This window comes from Streptomyces sp. NPDC102437 (assembly GCF_044765565.1).
Classification (GTDB): domain Bacteria; phylum Actinomycetota; class Actinomycetes; order Streptomycetales; family Streptomycetaceae; genus Streptomyces.
Map to the genome: position 1 here is coordinate 181,037 of NZ_JBIWKI010000005.1, position 17,462 is coordinate 198,498.

14 protein-coding genes are annotated in these 17,462 nt (G+C 71.0%); 5 read left to right on the top strand and 9 right to left on the bottom strand.

All coding sequences use genetic code 11. The features are described 5' to 3' along the window. Positions 1–177: 177 nt before the first annotated feature. The 3 genes from ACIRJP_RS09075 (at position 178) to ACIRJP_RS09085 (ending at position 4,495) form a co-directional block, all read left to right on the top strand. A complete protein-coding gene (locus tag ACIRJP_RS09075; RefSeq protein WP_404170177.1) occupies positions 178–975 on the top strand; it encodes an ABC transporter ATP-binding protein in 798 nt (265 codons plus the stop codon). Next, positions 972–3,818, top strand: coding sequence for an FtsX-like permease family protein (locus tag ACIRJP_RS09080; protein WP_404170180.1), 2,847 nt, complete (start codon positions 972–974; stop codon positions 3,816–3,818). Before ACIRJP_RS09075 ends, ACIRJP_RS09080 begins: the two co-directional genes overlap by 4 nt. Positions 3,819–3,946: 128 nt before the next feature. Next, positions 3,947–4,495: a bacterial proteasome activator family protein gene (locus ACIRJP_RS09085; RefSeq protein WP_404170183.1), complete on the top strand. Its 549-nt coding sequence runs from the start codon at positions 3,947–3,949 to the stop codon at positions 4,493–4,495. Between the two features lie 108 nt (positions 4,496–4,603). Here ACIRJP_RS09085 and ACIRJP_RS09090 read toward each other — a convergent pair whose 3' ends face one another. The 7 genes from ACIRJP_RS09090 to pdhA form a co-directional block, all read right to left on the bottom strand. Next, a complete protein-coding gene (locus ACIRJP_RS09090) occupies positions 4,604–5,590 on the bottom strand; it encodes an NAD(P)H-quinone oxidoreductase (protein WP_404170186.1) in 987 nt (328 codons plus the stop codon). Between the two features lie 202 nt (positions 5,591–5,792). After that, entirely contained in the window at positions 5,793–6,935 is a 1,143-nt protein-coding gene (locus ACIRJP_RS09095; protein ID WP_404170189.1) for a potassium channel family protein, read from the bottom strand. Beyond that, positions 6,893–8,692, bottom strand: coding sequence for a molybdopterin molybdotransferase MoeA (locus tag ACIRJP_RS09100; RefSeq protein WP_404170192.1), 1,800 nt, complete (start codon positions 8,690–8,692; stop codon positions 6,893–6,895). Before ACIRJP_RS09100 ends, ACIRJP_RS09095 begins: the two co-directional genes overlap by 43 nt. After that, the gene (locus tag ACIRJP_RS09105) at positions 8,689–9,543 is read right to left on the bottom strand and encodes an NTP transferase domain-containing protein (protein ID WP_404170195.1); all 855 of its coding nucleotides are present in this window, start codon (positions 9,541–9,543) and stop codon (positions 8,689–8,691) included. Before ACIRJP_RS09105 ends, ACIRJP_RS09100 begins: the two co-directional genes overlap by 4 nt. Before the next feature lie 110 nt (positions 9,544–9,653). After that, positions 9,654–11,096 (bottom strand): dihydrolipoamide acetyltransferase family protein, encoded by a 1,443-nt coding sequence (locus tag ACIRJP_RS09110; protein ID WP_404170198.1) that lies wholly within the window; start codon positions 11,094–11,096, stop codon positions 9,654–9,656. Further along, positions 11,096–12,127 (bottom strand): alpha-ketoacid dehydrogenase subunit beta, encoded by a 1,032-nt coding sequence (locus ACIRJP_RS09115; RefSeq protein ID WP_404170201.1) that lies wholly within the window; start codon positions 12,125–12,127, stop codon positions 11,096–11,098. Before ACIRJP_RS09115 ends, ACIRJP_RS09110 begins: the two co-directional genes overlap by 1 nt. Then, a complete protein-coding gene (gene pdhA / locus ACIRJP_RS09120; protein ID WP_356081752.1) occupies positions 12,124–13,278 on the bottom strand; it encodes a pyruvate dehydrogenase (acetyl-transferring) E1 component subunit alpha in 1,155 nt (384 codons plus the stop codon). The genes ACIRJP_RS09115 and pdhA overlap by 4 nt, the downstream gene beginning before the upstream one ends. A gap of 264 nt (positions 13,279–13,542) precedes the next feature. On the opposite strand from pdhA, the gene ACIRJP_RS09125 reads away from it, so the two are divergent. Next, the gene (locus ACIRJP_RS09125; RefSeq protein ID WP_376306118.1) at positions 13,543–14,049 is read left to right on the top strand and encodes an Lrp/AsnC family transcriptional regulator; all 507 of its coding nucleotides are present in this window, start codon (positions 13,543–13,545) and stop codon (positions 14,047–14,049) included. 124 nt (positions 14,050–14,173) lie between these two features. Here ACIRJP_RS09125 and ACIRJP_RS09130 read toward each other — a convergent pair whose 3' ends face one another. Beyond that, the gene (locus tag ACIRJP_RS09130; RefSeq protein ID WP_344512695.1) at positions 14,174–14,767 is read right to left on the bottom strand and encodes a TetR/AcrR family transcriptional regulator; all 594 of its coding nucleotides are present in this window, start codon (positions 14,765–14,767) and stop codon (positions 14,174–14,176) included. Positions 14,768–14,890: 123 nt separating this feature from the next. On the opposite strand from ACIRJP_RS09130, the gene paaN reads away from it, so the two are divergent. Next, positions 14,891–16,591, top strand: a complete 1,701-nt coding sequence (gene paaN, locus ACIRJP_RS09135; protein WP_404170206.1) for a phenylacetic acid degradation protein PaaN — start codon at positions 14,891–14,893, stop codon at positions 16,589–16,591. 110 nt (positions 16,592–16,701) lie between these two features. On the opposite strand, the gene ACIRJP_RS09140 is transcribed toward paaN, so the two are convergent. Continuing rightward, positions 16,702–17,346 carry a TrmH family RNA methyltransferase gene (locus ACIRJP_RS09140; RefSeq protein WP_404170470.1) on the bottom strand — a complete coding sequence of 215 codons (645 nt, stop codon included), beginning with the start codon at positions 17,344–17,346 and terminating at the stop codon, positions 16,702–16,704. Between the last annotated feature and the right edge of the window lie 116 nt (positions 17,347–17,462).

The following is a 17,462-nucleotide window of genomic DNA, read 5'->3' on the forward strand; positions in this document are numbered from 1 at the left end:
CGAACCGCGAAACGCACACCACGAGCCGCACGCCGCACACCGCACACCACGAAACGCACACCGCACGCCGCGCACCACGAAACGCACACCGCGAGCCGCAGACCACGGCCCGCAGAGCGGACCGCGAACCGCGGGACCTCGTCACACACACCCGTTCCGAGGGGGGAACCACTCATCATGTCCTCGCACGTCCCGCCCCGATCCGCGCCACGGGCCGACGCACCGATACCGGCCGACGCACCGATACCTTCCGGCGCACCGGTGCTCGAACTCCGGGCGCTCACCCGCACCCACGGCTCCGGCGTCGCCGAGGTGCACGCCCTGCGCGGCATCGACCTCTCCGTGTACGCCGGTGAACTCGTCGCCGTGATGGGCCCGTCCGGCTCCGGCAAGTCGACCCTGCTGACCATCGCGGGAGGTCTCGACACCGCGACCAGCGGCCAGGTCGTCATCGAGGGCCAGGACATCGCCGGGCTGGGCCGCAAGGGCATCGCCGCCCTGCGCCGCCGCAGCATCGGCTACGTCTTCCAGGACTACAACCTGATCCCCGCGCTCACCGCCGCCGAGAACATCGCCCTGCCGCGCGAGCTCGACGGCGTCTCCGTCCGCAAGGCCCGCAAGGAGGCCCGTGCGGCGCTGGAGGAGATGAAGCTGCTGGAGATCGCCGACCGGTTCCCGGACGAGATGTCCGGCGGCCAGCAGCAGCGGGTCGCGATCGCCCGTGCGCTGGTGGGGGACCGGCGCCTGGTGCTCGCCGACGAGCCGACCGGGGCGCTCGACTCCGAGACCGGCGAGCAGGTCCTCGCGCTGCTGCGTAACCGCTGCGACCAGGGCGCGGCCGGCGTGATGGTGACGCACGAGCCGCGGTACGCGGCCTGGGCGGACCGGGTCGTGTTCCTCCGGGACGGTTCGGTCGTCGACCAGACGCTCACCGCCGACGCCGACTCGCTCCTCGCCTCCGAGGCCGCCGAGTGAGCGTCTTCACCGGCTGGCGCGCCGCCCTGCGGATAGCCCGGCACGACGCGATGCGGTCGAAGGGCCGCAGCGCACTGGTGGTCGCGATGATCGCCGTACCCGTCCTCGGCGTCACCGCCCTCGACGTGACGTACCGCAGCGTGACACCGACCACGGCCGAGCAGCTGACGGCCTCGATGGGCTCCGCCGACGCGCTTTTCAGCGACGAGGACATCGGCCCCATCCTGCAGCTGCCCGACGCGGAGAGGTACGAGCAGGTCGACGAGAACGCGCCGGTGGACGAGGACGGCCCGTCGATCGACGTCACCACCACGTTTCCCAAGGGCTCACGGGCGATCAGCATCCAGTCCGTCCCGGCCGGCATCACCACCGGCTACGGCATCGCCACCACCGAGATCTACGAGTTCCGGACCTCGGACCCGCTGGCCCGCGGCAAGATCGACCTCGTACGCGGTGCGTTCCCGCACGGCAAGGACCAGGTGGCGGCCACCGAGCCGTTCCTGAAGTCGACCGGCCTGCACATCGGTTCGACCACCACCGTGCGCAACTTCGGCAAGAAGTACACGATCACCGGCGTGGTCGAGCAGCCGGACCAGCTGAACGTCGAGGCGCTGTACGCCGATCCGGGAGCGGTCATCGCCCCGTGGCAGGCCAGGGCCGACCATGACAAGAAGGTGCTGCCGCCGAACGTCGGGTCCAAGGAATGGCTGGTCAAGGGTCCCGAGGGGGTGGGGGTGACCTGGCCGGACGTCATGGCGGCCAATAAGTCGGGCGTCCTCGTCAAGTCCCGCCAGGTCGTCCTGGACCCGCCGCCGGAGTCCGAGATCCCGCTGGCCAGGAAGGGGGTCGAGGCGTACCCGGACAGCTCCGGGGAGTTGAGCGCGGCACTGGTCACCGTGGTCGCGATGGCGATCCTGGAGATCGTGCTGCTCGCCGGACCGGCCTTCGCCGTCGGTGCGCGCCGCTCCCGCCGTCAGCTGGGTCTCCTCGGCACCTGCGGCGGGGACCGGCGTCATGTCCGGGCCGTGGTGCTGGGCGGCGGCCTGGTGCTCGGCGGTGCCGGGGCCGCGGCCGGTGTGGGGGTCGGGCTGGCAGCCACCGCGGTGTTCCGCCCCGTGATCGAGGAATGGGCCGGGAACCGCTTCGTCTCGATCTCCCTCAATCCCATGGAACTGCTGATCATCGCGGTGATCGGCCTGATCACGGGCCTGCTGGCGGCGTTCGCCCCGGCGATCGTGGCGAGCCGGCAGTCCGTACTGGAGTCGCTCACCGGACGCCGCGGCGTCCGCCGCTCCTCCCGGGTGCTGCCCGTTCTGGGCGCCTGTGTACTGGCCATCGGGTGCGCCGTCGCCGTGTACGGCGGTACCGACGGGAACTCGACACTGGTCGCCGCCGGCTCGGTGACCGCCGAGCTCGGGCTGCTCGCCTGCATCCCGGTGATCGTCGGCTTCCTCGGGCGGCTGGGCAGCAGGCTGCCGCTCTCGCCCCGGCTGGCGCTGCGCGACGCGGCCCGCAACCGTGGCCGTACCGCTCCCGCGGTCGCAGCCGTGATGGCGGCCGTCGCCGGTTCGGTCGCCATCGCCACGTACATGTCCAGCGCCATGGCCGAGGCGGAGTACAACTACGTCCCCGTGCTGAACGAGGACACCGTCGTCATCTCCGCCTTCGACGACAAGGCTGCCGCCCGGCTCCCGCAGGCACGGGCCGCCGTCGAACGGAACATGGCCGTCACCGGCGGGCACGCCGACTTCCGGCACGCGTGGGCGGGCAGCGACTGCAACGTCTACGGTGACGCGGAGAACGAATGCGGCTCGGTCGAGCTGGTCAAGCCCGCCGGAGAAGCCGCCTCCTGCCCGCTCACCGGCAAGGGCGCCAAGGAACTGGCCGCGCGGCTCACCGCCGACGAGCACAAGAAGCTGATGCGTTCCCCCGCCTGCCTCGTCGGCATCATGTCGTCGGGCGTTTTCAACGCCGGTGAGCACGGCATCGTCGTGGCGGACGAGGCCATACTCAGCACCTATGTGAAGCTCGACGACCCCGCTGCCGCCAAGGCGCTGGCGGCCGGCACACCGGTACTGCTCAACCCGGTGTTCGCGAAGAACGGCGAGGTCACCATCAAGGCCGTCCACGCCTACAGCGACAAGGACAAGCAGGGCCAAAAGCTGCACCCGGGCAAGGCGCGGACCACCACGGACAGACTGAAGGTGTACGTGGCACCCGAGAAGTACGCCGCCACCCCCGGGATCAACATGATCCTGCCGCGCAAGACCGCGGAACGGATCGGCCTGCGCACCCAGGTGAGCGGAAGCGTGTACGCGGTCGCCCACCCGCCCACGGGCGCCGAGGAGCAGCGGACCTACGGCGCGATCGAACAGTCCGGCGGTGGCATCTGGACTCAGTCCGAGTCCGGCCCCGGCGGGATCGACAACTCCATGCTGCTGATCCTGACCCTGTTCGCCGGAATGGTGACGCTGGGCGCCGCCGCGATCACGACGGGCCTCGCCAAGGCCGACGCCGAAGCCGATCTCAACACGCTCAGTGCGGTCGGCGCGCCCCCGGGCGTGCGGCGGAAGCTGTCCGGCTTCCAGTGCGTGGTGGTGGCGCTCACGGGTGTGGTGCTCGGCACTCTGGCCGGACTGGTGCCGGCGGTGGCGCTGCGGATGGTCGACCTGCGCCAGGCGCTGCAGATGATGCGGATGGAGCCCACGGAATCCGCCTACACGCCGATCGTGCTGCCCTGGACCACCCTCGGCCTGCTCGTCGTCGGCGTGCCGCTGCTGGCCGGTCTGCTCGCCACGGCACTCACCCGCTCCCGCCTGGCGCTGGCGCGGAGGGCCGGGTGATGCCGGAGGCCGCGGTGGTGGTGCGGCCGGTGGGCTGACCGGCTGACTCGGTGCCCCCGTGGACGGTGGATCAACCGTTTACGGGGGCACCACAGTGTCGTACGGCAGGTGTGCGAGACAATGGCGCCATGGAGATGCCGAGGAATGAACGGTCGCAGGAGCACCCCCCAGTCCTCGTGGTGGGGCAGGACGGCATGGCGATCGGCGGCGGTGGCACTGACGACGATGCGCGTGAGGTCCCGGTGACGGAGATGGTCGAGCAGCCCGCGAAAGTCATGCGCATCGGAAGCATGATCAAGCAGCTCCTGGAGGAGGTCAGGGCGGCTCCTCTCGACGAGGCGAGCCGGGTCAGGCTCAAGGAGATCCACGCCAGCTCCGTGAAGGAGCTGGAGGACGGCCTCGCGCCGGAGCTGGTGGAGGAGCTGGAGCGGCTCTCCCTGCCGTTCACCGAGGAGTCGGTGCCCTCCGAAGCGGAACTCCGGATTGCCCAGGCACAGTTGGTGGGCTGGCTGGAGGGCCTGTTCCACGGCATCCAGACGGCTCTGTTCGCTCAGCAGATGGCGGCCCGGGCCCAGTTGGAGCAGATGCGCCGCGCCCTTCCGCCGGGCAGCGCGCACGAGGACGAGGACGGCAGCGGGGACCCGCACGGGGCGATCCGGTCGGGCCCGTACCTGTAGCCCTCGGCCCCTGCACCTCCGATATCCCTGATTTCTGACAAGCCCGCCGGCAGTGGGCGACACCGAGGCCCGGCGCACATGGTCCACGACCTGTGCGCCGGGCCGGTTTCAGGCCGTCGGGGCCTGCAGCAGTACCTTCCCGATGTGCGCGCTGGACTCCAGCACCCGGTGGGCCTCGGCGGCGTCCGGCATCGGCACGACGCGGTCCACGACCGGCCGTACGACCCCGTCCGCGATCAGCGGCCAGACGTGCTCACGCACGGCGGCGACGATGGCGGCCTTCTCCGCGAGCGGGCGGCCGCGCAGCGAGGTCGCGGTGACGGCGGCACGCTTGTTCAGCAGGGCACCGAGATTCAGTTCGCCCTTGATGCCACCCTGCAGGCCGATGATGGCCAGCCTGCCGTTGACGGCGAGCGCCTGCACGTTCCGGTCCAGGTACTTCGCACCGACGATGTCGAGGATGACGTCCGCACCGGCCCCGTCGGTCGCCTTGTGCAGCTCCTCCACGAAGTCCTGCTCCCGGTAGTCGATCAGGATGTCGGCCCCGAGTTCCGCGCAGCGCGCCAGCTTCTCCGGTCCCCCGGCGGTGACCGCGACCCGCGCGCCCACGGCCTTGGCGAGCTGGATCGCCATCGTGCCGATGCCGCTGGAGCCGCCGTGCACCAACAGGGTCTCGCCGGGACGCAGATGGGCCACCATGAAGACGTTGGACCAGACCGTGGCCGTCACCTCGGGCAGCGCCGCGGCCAGCGCCGGTTCGACACCGTCCGGCACGGGCAGCAGCTGCCCGGCGGGCACCGCGACCTTCTCCGCGTATCCGCCTCCCGAGAGCAGCGCACACACCTCGTCGCCGACCGACCAGCCCGTCACACCGGGCCCGATCGCCGAGATGCGGCCCGAACACTCCAGGCCGGGATACGGGGACGCCCCGGGCGGCGGGTTGTAGAACCCCTGCCGCTGCAAGACATCGGCGCGATTGACCGCGCTGGACACGACATCGACGAGGACCTCGCCCTCGCCGGCAACCGGATCGGGCACCTCGGCCCAGACGAGTGCCTCGGGGCCGCCCGGTTCAGGGATCGTGATCGCATACATGGCGGCGAGGCTACTCCGTCGCAGATGAAGGGCCACGAAGGACGCCGCACGGGGCCGGCCCGGTCATCCGCGGACGGACGCGAAGCCGGCCGCACGCAGGGGGCGGGACCGGTCGCATGCAGTGGGCCGGTTCTGCCGTACGCAGGGGGCGAAGTCGGCGGCACGCAGGGGCCGGTCCCGCCGAACGCAGGGGTCGGGCCGGTCAGTCGCGTGGGCGCGGCAGTCCGGTGGGCGTGCCGTCCGACGGCGACTCGTTCGAGGCACGCACGATGGTGATCAGTCGGTCCGTCAACTGCAAAGGGCTGGCCGCCGGATCGTCGTAACCCATCAGCCGATGCCCCCGCAACACGCTGACCACGAGGTCCTCGGTCTCCCGGACGCTCTTGCCCACCTCGGCCTTTATCACCGGCCGTTCGACGAGATCGAGTCCGCTGCCCTGCTGGATCAGGTCCTCCATCACCGTGCCCGCGCTGGGGCTGAGGACGGAAAGACCCAGCAGCCGGCCCGCCGCACTGGCACTGGTGATCACCGCGTCGGCACCGGACTGCCGGAGCAACGGGGCGTTCTCCTCCTCGCGCACCGCCGCGACGATCTTCGCGCCACGGTTGAGCTGCCGGGCCGTCAGCGCCACCAGCACCGCCGTGTCGTCGCGCTGGGTGGCGATGATGATCTGACGCGCCTTCTGGAGCTCGGCCCGCAACAGCACCTCGCTGCGCGTCGCGTCGCCGACCACCCCGACGAACCCTTCGGCGTTGGCGATCTCGATCACCTTGGTCGCCGGGTCGACGATGACGATCTGTTCCTTCTTCAGGCCGGTGGCACACAGGGTCTGGATGGCCGAACGGCCCTTCGTCCCGAAGCCGACGACAACGGTGTGATCACGCAAGTTGGTTCTCCAACGCTTCAGCCGAAAGTCCTCCCGGGTCCGCTCCGTGAGGACCTCAAGAGTGGTGCCGACCAGGATGATCAGGAAGAGCACCCGCAGTGGCGTCACGAGCACCACATTGGTGAGCCTGGCGCCGTCCCCGTACGGGGTGATGTCGCCGTAGCCGGTGGTGGAGAGGGTGACCGTCGCGTAGTACACCGCGTCCAGCAGATCGACCTTGTCGTCAGCCGCGTCGTGATAACCACCGCGATCCAGCCAGACGATCAAGACCGTTGCGGCAAGCACCAGCAGCGCCATCATCAGCCGCTTGGCGACCTGCCTCGCCGGTCCGTCGACAACCCTGCGCGGCAACAGCACCCGGGTGGGTACGGCATGCTCGTCAGCGCGCCTGGCCATCGCATCGTGGCCGGGAAGTTTCACGTGAAACACCCTTCCGTCCACGGCATCGCCGAGGCCCACGGTAGATCGAGGATCTCCACCTCGGTGCCGGACCGTACCCCGCCCGGCGGTACGACGGCCAGCCCGTCGGCGGCAGCGATCCCACGAAGCATCGCCGGACCGCTGTAGTGCAGCGGTACGACGTACTCGGCACCGCTCCCGGTTCCCGCGCCGCCGCTGTCATACCCGCCGCCCGACCGCCCGTCGGTGGCGCTGCCCGCTCGGTGCACGACGGGCACCAGGCGGGTGTCATGCGGGTGCCCCTGCACCTCGTCACGCATGACGACCCGGTACGGCGCCTCCGCCTCCCGTCCCGCCAGCCCGCGGAGGAGGGGCTCGGCGAGGGTGAGAAGCCCGGAGACGGCTGCCAGGGGATTGCCCGGCAACCCAACGAGATACGGACCGTCGTTCTTCTTGAGTTCCTCGCCCTTCCCGAGTTCCTCGTTCTTCTTGAGGCGGGCCAACAGCATCGGGTGGCCGGGGCGGACGGCGACCCCGTCGACCAGCAGCTCGGCCCCGATCTCGGCAAGGACCGGGTGGACGTGGTCGACGGGGCCCGCGGCCGTACCGCCGGTGGTGATGACCAGATCCGCGTCGGACATGGTGAGGGCGCACCGCAGGGCTGCCGCGTCGTCGCCGAGCCGCTGTGGGGCCGAGACCTCAGCACCCAGCGCACGCAGCCAGGGGCCGATCATCGGGCCGAGCGCGTCACGGATCAGCCCGTCGTGCGGCAGACCGGCGGTCAGTAGTTCGTCGCCGAGAACGAGCACGTCGACGCGAGGCCGGGGCACCAGGACGAGCGCGTCGTACCCAGCAGCGGCGGCCAGGCCGAGAACGGCGGGCGTCACCAGCGCTCCGGCGGGCATGAGCTGATCGCCGGCACGGCATTCCTGGCCACGGGGCCTGATGTCCTGTCCGGGGAGCACCTGATGTTTCGCGTGGAGCAGCCCCGTGGCCTCGTCCACGCGAGCGTGTTCCCTGCGGATCACAGCGTTGGCATCCGCCGGGATGCGGGCACCGGTGGCGATCCGTACGGCGTCCCCGTCGGGAAGCGCGGCGGGGGCGCTCCGTCCGGCGAGGATGCCCAGGTCCCGGTTCGATCCGGCATCGGCCTCGGCGGCCTTGCGGACGCTCCACGGCCCCGGGCCGGAGACGACCCAGCCGTCCATGGCCGAGGTGTCGAAGGGCGGCAGATCGGTGAGCGCGACGAGCGGCTCGGCGAGTACGTGTCCGAGCGCCTGGCCAAGGGGAAGCCGGCCGGCTCGGACCGCGCCGGCCCGGCCGGACTGCCCGGACCTCCCGAACCGGACGGCCAGCGCACGCGCCTCCCGCCAGGAGGTCGTGGGCCCGTGCCCGTGCCTCCGGCCGTGCCGGTTACGGTCCTGCCCGGGGGCAGCGTCGGTGCTCGGGTCCAGGGCCGGCGAACGGGGCGCTGCCTCGGCTTCGTCAGCGGAGTGGGGCGGCTCCGAAGAGCAACGCGACTGCACCGAGGAACGATGTTCGGGCTCGAGCTCGGGTTCGGGTTCCGTTTCCGTCGACCGTGGCATATACGCGACGCCGGGGCGATCCGCGACGCCGCGCGGATCCGCGGCATGATGCCGACCCGTTGGGTGAGGCTCACCTGACGACCGGCTACCGACCAGGGCGAGGGCCTGCTCGACGGCCCGTTCTTCCTCGGCCGCCCGCGCCGCAAGTCCGCTGCTCACCGCGGGCTCGCCGCCCGCCGACGGAACGCCCGCAGACGGAGACCGGTCGGACCCGCCGCTTCCGGTGGTCATTGCGTCCCGTTCTCGTCCGCCCAGCGAAGGGCGAGCGCGGCAGCCTTCCGCGCGGCCTCGGCCACCGCCGTGGCACCGTCGCCGTCGGCTTCGCTGCTCGCCATGGCCGCCGCGTACCCGACGAGGAAGGTCGTCAGCGGTGCGGCGGGCCGGGCGACGCCGTGGGCGGCGTCACGGGCGAGATCGAGCAGGACGTCGGTGTCGACGTCCAGTTCGATGCCCAGTTCGTTCTTGACTGCGGTGATCCATTCGTCCAGCACGGTCCCATGCTCTCTGATGCGGGCCCGCGCCGATGCGATGTCCTCCCAGGTGTCGCAGTCGAAGGAGGCGAGGGGATCGGCCTCCACCCGGGCAAGGTCGAGCTCAGGCGTCAGCAGACGCAGGGGGAGCCCGGACAGGCTGCCGTGCTCGGTGGCGAGCAGCGCGATTTCACGGCGCAGCGGCTCGGCACGGTAGACGGCGACGAGAGGCTGGTCGCGCCCCTCCCCATCAGTGCACACGGCTCCGTCCCGCTGCCCTTCTCCGGCAGCGGCCAGTAGCGCTGAGACCGTCCCCGCTCCGAGGAACGGCAGGTCGGCGGAGAGCACGAGAACCCGCTCCGCCGTGGTCCGCCGGACCCCCGCGTCGAGAGCGGCCAACGGACCTCCCCCCGAGGGCACTTCGCGCGTCCAGACCACCGGCCGCACGGTGGACCGGCGCCCACCCACCACCACCGTCGTCGACGCGTCGGCGCAGGCAGCGAGCACCCGGTCGAGCAGCGCACGGCCCCCGACCCGGAGCCCGGGCTTGTCGGCGCCGCCGAGCCGCTTGGCGGCCCCTCCGGCAAGAACGATGGCGTCATACGCGGTCATGCATCCGAGTATGCGTGCCGCAGGCTTCCGTCGATCCGCCCGGTCGGCGATCGAGCCGATCAGCCGGACCGAGCGAGGGGGAGGAAACGGAAGCCTGCGGCTGTTCTCGTCTACAACGTGCGCAGCAGCACCGCCGGTTGTTCCACGCAGTCGGCTATGTAGCGCAGGAAGCCGCCCGCCGTGCCGCCGTCGCAGACCCGGTGGTCAAAGGTCAGCGAGAGCTGGACCACCTGTCGTACGGCCAGCTCGCCCTGGTGCACCCAGGGCTTGGGCACTATCCGGCCGACGCCCAGCATCGCCGCCTCGGGGTGGTTGATGATCGGGGTCGATCCGTCGACTCCGAACACCCCGTAGTTGTTCAGCGTGAACGTGCCGCCGGTCAGCTCGGCCGGGGTCAGCCGCCCGGTCCGCGCCGCCTCGGTCAGCCGGGCGATCTCGGCCCCGATCGACTCGGCATTCCTGGCCTGCGCATCCCGCACCACGGGAACGACCAGGCCCCGCTCGGTCTGAGCCGCGAACCCGAGATGGACCTCCGGCAGGCGCACGATCTCCCGCGCTTCCAGGTCCACCATGGAATTGAGCTCGGGGAACCGGGCCAGCGCCGCGGTGCAGATCCGCGCCAGCAGCGCCAGCACCGACACCTTGGGCCCGGCAGCCGGACCGGCGGCGCTGTTCATCGCGGCTCGGGCCGCCATCAGCTCGGTGGCGTCGGCATCGACCCAGCACGTGGCGTCGGGGATCTCCCGCCGGCTGCGCGACAACTTGTCGGCGACCGCGCCCCGTACACCGCGCAACGGAACCCGCTGTGCGGCCGGGCCCGCCACCGCACCGGAAACCGGCTCCGCTCCCATCTCCGGCGTCGGCACCGAGGCCGGCCGGGGAGCCGCCCTCCCCTCCGCCAGCGCCGTGATCGCGGATTCGACGTCGGCCCGCAGGATCAGCCCGTCCGGACCGGATCCCACCAGCTGCCGCAGGTCAAGATCATTCTGTCGCGCCAGCTTCCGCACCAGCGGGGAGACCACCGCCACCGGACCCGGTGCCGGACCCGGCCCGGGATCGGGAGCCGGCGCCGGAGCCACAGGCACCCGCGCCGGAACAGCCGCAGCCGGAACAGCCGCAGCCACGGCAGCGGGACGGACCCGACGACGGCGCGCCACCGGTGCACCCGTCCCGTACCCGACCAGCACATTGCCGGACGACTCCACCGCGGCCCCGGAACCATCCCCCGAGCCCGAACCGGAACCGGCCCCGGAACCATCCCCCGAGCCCGAGCCGGAACCGGACCCCGCTCTCCCCTCATCCGCCCCCACCGAGACCGCCACCGTCAACAGAGGCGCCCCGACCGGCAGTTCCGAGCCCTCCTCGCCGAACCGCGCGGTCACCACGCCCCCGTACGGGCACGGCACCTCCACCATCGCCTTGGCCGTCTCGACCTCGACGACAGGCTGGTCGATGGCCACGACATCGCCGACCTCCACCAGCCAGCGCACGATTTCCGCCTCGGTGAGCCCCTCGCCGAGGTCCGGCAGCTTGAATTCGAGTACCTGGGGCATCAGCTCTCCGCCTCCCACTGCAAGCGGGCGACCGCGTCCAGCACCCGGTCCACGCCCGGGAGATGGTGCTTCTCCTGCATCGGCGGCGGATACGGAATGTCGAACCCGGCGACCCGCAGCACCGGCGCCTCCAGGTGGTGGAAGCAGCGCTCGGTCACCCGAGCCGCGATCTCACCGCCCGGACCGCCGAATCCGGAGGACTCGTGGACAACGACCGCACGCCCCGTACGCCGCACCGAAGCGGCGACGGTCTCATCGTCGAACGGCACCAGCGAGCGCAGGTCCACGACCTCCAGGTCCCAGCCCTCCTCGACGGCCGCTTCCGCCGCCTCCAGGCAGACGGGCAGCGACGGCCCGTACGTGATCAGCGTCGCGCTGCGGCCCGGCCGACGGACCACGGCCCGGCCGATCGGCTCCACCGCCACCGGCGCCTCCGGCGACCAGTCCGCCTTCGACCAGTAGAGCCGCTTCGGCTCCAGGAACACCACCGGATCGTCCGAGGCGATCGAAGCCCTCAGCAGCCCGTACGCGTCCTCGACCGTGGCGGGCGTGACGACCTGGAGGCCGGGCGTCGCCATGTAGTACGCCTCCGAGGAGTCGCTGTGGTGCTCGACCCCCCCGATCCCGCCGCCGTACGGCACCCGGACCGTTATCGGCAGCGGCATGGCGCCGGCCGTCCGGTTCCGCATCTTCGCGACATGGCTGATGAGCTGCTCGAACGCCGGATAGGCGAAGGCGTCGAACTGCATCTCCACCACGGGCCGCAGCCCGTACATCGCCATGCCCACGGCCGCCCCGAGGATGCCCGCCTCGGCCAGCGGGGTGTCCGTGCAACGGTCGTCGCCGAACTCCTTCGCCAGACCGTCGGTGATCCGGAAGACCCCGCCGAGCGTGCCGACGTCCTCACCGAGTACGTGCACGGCCGGGTCCTGCGCCATCGCGTCGCGCAGTGCCCGCCCGAGTGCCTGCGCCATCGTGGCGGGCTTGGCCTTCGCCGTCCGCTCTCCGGCCGTCGCCGCTGCGGTGGTCATCGCCCTTCCTCCATGTCGTCCTGGTCGTGCTCGGCGTCCAGCTCGACGCGCAGCCGGGCCGCCTGCTCCCGCAGTTGTGCGGTCTGTTCCGCGTAGACATGGGCGAACAGATCCATCGGGTCCAGCACCGGATCGGCGTTCATCCGCTCGCGCAGAGCGGCCGCCATTCGCTCCGCGGCCGCGCGCGCCTCCTCGATCCCCTCGTCACCGAGCAGCCCCCGCCCGGTCAGCTCCCGCTCCAGAATCTGGATCGGGTCATGCGCACGCCAGGCCTCCACCTCGCTGTCGACGCGGTAGCGGGTGGCGTCGTCGGCGTTCGTATGGGCGTCCATTCGGTACGTCACCGCCTCGACGAGCGTCGGCCCGCCGCCGCTCCGGGCCCGCGCCACCGCCTCACCGAGGACCTGGTGCACCGCGGCCGCGTCGTTCCCGTCCACCAGCCGGCCCGGCATCCCGTATCCCACGGCCTTGTGCGCCAGGGACGGGGCGGCTGTCTGCTTCGCCAGCGGTACGGAAATCGCGAAGCCGTTGTTCTGCACGAGAAAGACGACCGGGGCCCGCCAGACGGCCGCGAAATTCAGTGCCTCGTGGAAATCGCCCTCACTGGTCCCGCCGTCGCCGACCATGGCGAGCGCCACCACGTCGTCGCCCTTGAGGCGCGCCGCGTGAGCCAACCCGACCGCGTGCGGCAGCTGGGTGGCGAGGGGGGTGCAGAGCGGTGCGATGCGGTGCTCACGCGGGTCGTATCCGGTGTGCCGGTCGCCGCGCAGAAGTGTCAAGGCCTCGACCGGGTCCAGGCCGCGGGCCACTGCCGCAAGGGTGTCCCGGTAGCTGGGAAACAGCCAGTCCCGCTCCTCCAGCACCAGCGCGGCCGCTATCTCGCAGGCCTCCTGCCCCGTGCTCGACGGGTAGACGGCGAGCCGGCCCTGCTTGGTGAGGGCGGTGGCCTGCGCGTTGTACCTCCGGCCTCGGACCAGCTCCGCGTAGAGCCGCAGCAGCAGCTCGGGATCGGCATCGGCCACGGCATCCGTACCGAGCACGCGATACGGCTCGGGGTCCGGGAGCAGCGGCGCGGGATCGGTGAGCGGCTTCCAGGCCGGGGGCGGCGTGGGCCGGTAAGCAGCCGCGCCGGGCAGCTCTTGGACCGTCATGACAAGCACCTCCTGGCATCGAGGGTTTTCGAGCGGCGTCTGTCGGCATCAGGGGATCGTCCGATGCCGAGGGGTGTCGAAATGCATCGAAATGTCGAGCGCTGTCCGAGGCACGGATGTGGGGCGCCTCACCTACCGATTGTTCGGTCGCGAGCGCATTTTGGCTACAGGCACCTTCAGCCTGTGGACAAACGGTTCTCCACAGCCTGGGATAGAGACAGGTCGTCCAGGACGGAGAGGCGGGGGCACATGTCAGCTGAACAAATGGCCGACGGGGGCGAGGACGTCGGCCAGGTTCCGCCTGCGCGGCCGCTCGATGCCATCGACCGCGGCATCCTGCGACTGCTCCAGACGGACGGCCGTGCCTCGATACGGTCGGTGGCCGATCGCGTCCACGTGTCCCGGGCCAACGCCTACGCACGCATCAGCCGGCTCATCGACGACGGCGTGATCCGGGGCTTCACCGCGCGCGTGGACCACGAGCGGGCGGGGCAGGGCGCCTCCGCATACATCACGCTCAAGATCGTCCAGAATTCCTGGCGCACGGTGCGCGAGGAGCTACAGGCACTGCCGGGGGCGACTCATATCGCGCTGGTCAGCGGCGACTTCGACGTCCTGCTCCTGGTCCACACCCAGGACAACAGGTCATTGCGCGAACTGGTCCTGACAAAGATCCAGGCCATCCCGGAGGTGCTCTCCACCCGCACACTCCTGGTGTTCGAGGAGACGGACCTGACCCCGGGCACGGACAGACCCCCCGAGCTCACCTGACCGAGGCCTGCCGGAACCCCCGCGATCGTCGACGGATCAACGATTCAACCGCTCAACACCTCAGCGGCCCGACGAATCGACACCCAAACGCCTCAGCGGCTCGACAACTCAACGGCCCAACCGCTCAACGGCTGGACCGCATCCCCTCGAAGGCCACACGGACGAGCGTGTCCGCCAGCCGCTCCCCGTCGGCCCCTCCGTCGGGCAGCGGCCGGTACCACTCCACCAGGGAGTTGACCATTCCGAAGAGCAGCCGGGTCACCAGTCGTATGTCCACGTCCGAGCGGAGGTCGCCGTCCGCGACCGCGGCCTTGAGCAGATCAGTCACCCGCTGGTCGAACTCGCGCCGCCGCTCCATGGCCCAGCGCTCCGTCTTCGTGTTGCCCCGCACCCGCAGCAGCAGCGTGACGTAGGGCAGTTCGGCTATCAGCACATCGACGGTGCGACGGGTGACGTACTCGACCCGCTCGATCGCCCGCCCCTGCGTCGCTCCCGGCTCGTCGAGAATTCCGAAGAGCCCGTCCAGCGCACGGCTGACCGCGCGGCGCAGGAGCTCCTCCTTGCCCGCGACGTGGTGGTAGATGGAGGACTTGGAGATGCCCGCCGCCTTGGAGAGGTGCTCCATGGACGTGCCGTCGTAGCCGCGCTCGTTGAAGACACGGACGGCAACGGTGAGCAGAGTCTCCGGGGTGTAGGTGTCCCGCTTGGCCGTGGTCATGTCCGCGATCCTCCCCTACGAGTTGTCCACAGGTTTGGCGGGCCCCCTTGTCCCGACCGATCGTTCGGTTACTCTAACTCTGTCCGCCCTTCCCTGCCCAGCTCGATGAGGAGTTGGTCCGTCATGGCCGCCGAGCTCTCCCCGCACCTGCTCTCCGAGAAGCACCGCCCCACGCTCGACCAGGCCCTCGACGCGATTCGTACGCGCGCCTACTGGTCCCCGCACCCCGAGCATCCGAAGGCATACGGCGAGGGCGGCGCCCCCGGCAGCCTGAGCGCCGCCGAGGGCAAGGCCGCTTTCGACGCCGTGCTGAACACCCGGCTCGACCTCGGCCAGCCCGGCACCGACGGCTGGACAGGCGGAGAGATCTCTCCGTACGGGCCGGAGCTCGGCGTCGAATACCCGCACGCCGACCTGGACGTCCTGCTTCCGGCGATGCGTGCGGCCATGCCCGCCTGGCGTGCGGCCGGTCCCGAGACCAGGGCCCTGGTCTGTCTGGAGATCCTCGCCCGGATCAGCGCCAGGACCCACGAATTCGCCCACGCCGTGATGCACACCAGCGGCCAGGCCTTCATGATGGCGTTCCAGGCCGGTGGCCCGCACGCCCAGGACCGCGGCCTGGAAGCTGTGGCGTACGCGTACGAGGAGCAGATCCGCACCCCCGCGAGCGCCGACTGGTCCAAGCCGCAGGGCAAGCGCGACCCGCTCCGGTTGCAGAAGTCGTTCACCGCGGCACCGCGCGGCATCTCGCTCCTGATCGGCTGCAACACCTTCCCCACGTGGAACGGCTATCCCGGCCTCTTCGCCTCCCTGGCCACCGGCAATCCCGTCCTGGTCAAGCCGCACCCCCGTGCCGTGCTGCCGCTCGCGCTCACGGTGCAGCTGGCCCGCGAGGTGCTCGCCGAGTCGGGCTTCGATCCCGACCTGGTCGCACTGGCCGCCGAACGGCCGGGCGAAGGCATCGCGAAGACCCTGGCCCTCCGCCCCGAGATCAAGATCATCGACTACACCGGGTCGACCGCCTTCGGCGACTGGCTGGAGACCAACGCCCGCCAGGCCCAGGTGTACACGGAGAAGGCCGGGGTCAACACGATCGTCCTCGACTCCACCGACGACTACCGCGGCATGCTGTCCAACCTGGCGTTCTCCCTCTCCCTCTACAGCGGCCAGATGTGCACGACCCCGCAGAACCTGCTGATCCCCCGGGACGGCATCACCACCGACGCCGGCGACAAGACGTACGACGACGTGGTCGCCGACATCGCCGCCGCGGTCACCGGCCTGCTGGGCGACGACGCCCGGGCGAACGCCCTGCTCGGTGCCCTGGTCAACCCCGATGTGAAGGCCCGACTGGAGGCAGCCGCAGATCTCGGCGAAGTCGCCCTGCCCTCCCGAGAGGTGGCCAACCCGGAGTTCCCCGACGCCGTGGTTCGCACCCCCGTCGTCGTCAAGCTGGACGCCACCAAGCCGGACGACGAGCAGCACTACCTGTCGGAGTGCTTCGGCCCGGTCGCCTTCGCGGTAGCGGTCGACTCGCCGGCCGACGCCGTGGAGCTGCTCCGCCGCACGGTCCGTGACAAGGGCGCGATGACGGTCGGCGCGTACACCACCTCACCGGAGGTGGAACGCGCGGTGGAAGACGTCTGCCTGGACGAGTCGGCCCAGCTGTCGCTGAACCTGACCGGCGGGGTGTACGTCAACCAGACCGCGGCCTTCTCCGACTTCCACGGCTCGGGCGGCAACCCGGCAGCGAACGCGGCGCTGTGCGACGGAGCCTTCGTCTCCAACCGCTTCCGCATGGTGGAGGTCCGCCGCCAGGCATGATCGCAACCTCCGTCGCCCCTGCCCCCTATCAGCCCCTCCGGCACCCGGGGAGCAGGGGCCCGGGGCCGGACCGACCGTGATCCGCCGGACCGGCCCCAGGCCCACGGGTCCTATCCGTGTTCTCCCGTCTCCGGGATCTCCGCGTAGCGCTGCACCCAGGCATGCATGGCAATGGCGGCCGCGGCCCCCGCGTTGATCGACCGCGTCGACCCGAACTGCGCGATGGAGCACACCATCGTGGCGTGCTTACGGGCCTCCTCGGTGAGCCCGGGCCCTTCCTGCCCGAAGAGCAGTACGCAGCGCCGGGGCAACTCGGTCCGCTCCAGCGGCACCGCCCCCGGCAGATTGTCGATCCCGATGATCGGCAGGCCCTCGGCCTGCGCCCACGCGGTCAGCGACTCCGTGTCGGGGTGGTGCCGCACATGCTGGTACCGGTCGGTGACCATCGCACCGCGCCGGTTCCAGCGCCGCCGCCCCACGATATGGATCTCCTTGGCGAGAAAGGCGTTCGCGGTACGCACCACGGAACCGATATTGAAGTCGTGGCCCCAGTTCTCGACCGCGACGTGGAAGTCGTGCCGCCGCAGATCCAGATCGGCGACGATCGCCTCCCGGGTCCAGTACCGGTATCCGTCGCCCACATTGCGCCGGTCGCCGTGGGCGAGCAGCTCCGGGTCGTACCGCTCGTCCACGGGCCAGGGCAGCGGGTGCGGCCCGACGCCGATCTCCGTCCCGAACCCGTCGTCGTACTGCATCGGTTCCGCGGACGCACCGGGCTCCGCCGACGTCGCGGACACGACGGACGCATCGGGCCCGGCGGTCTCCTCGGTCGACGATTCCCCGCCGCTGCTGCCTGCGCTGCCCGTACTGC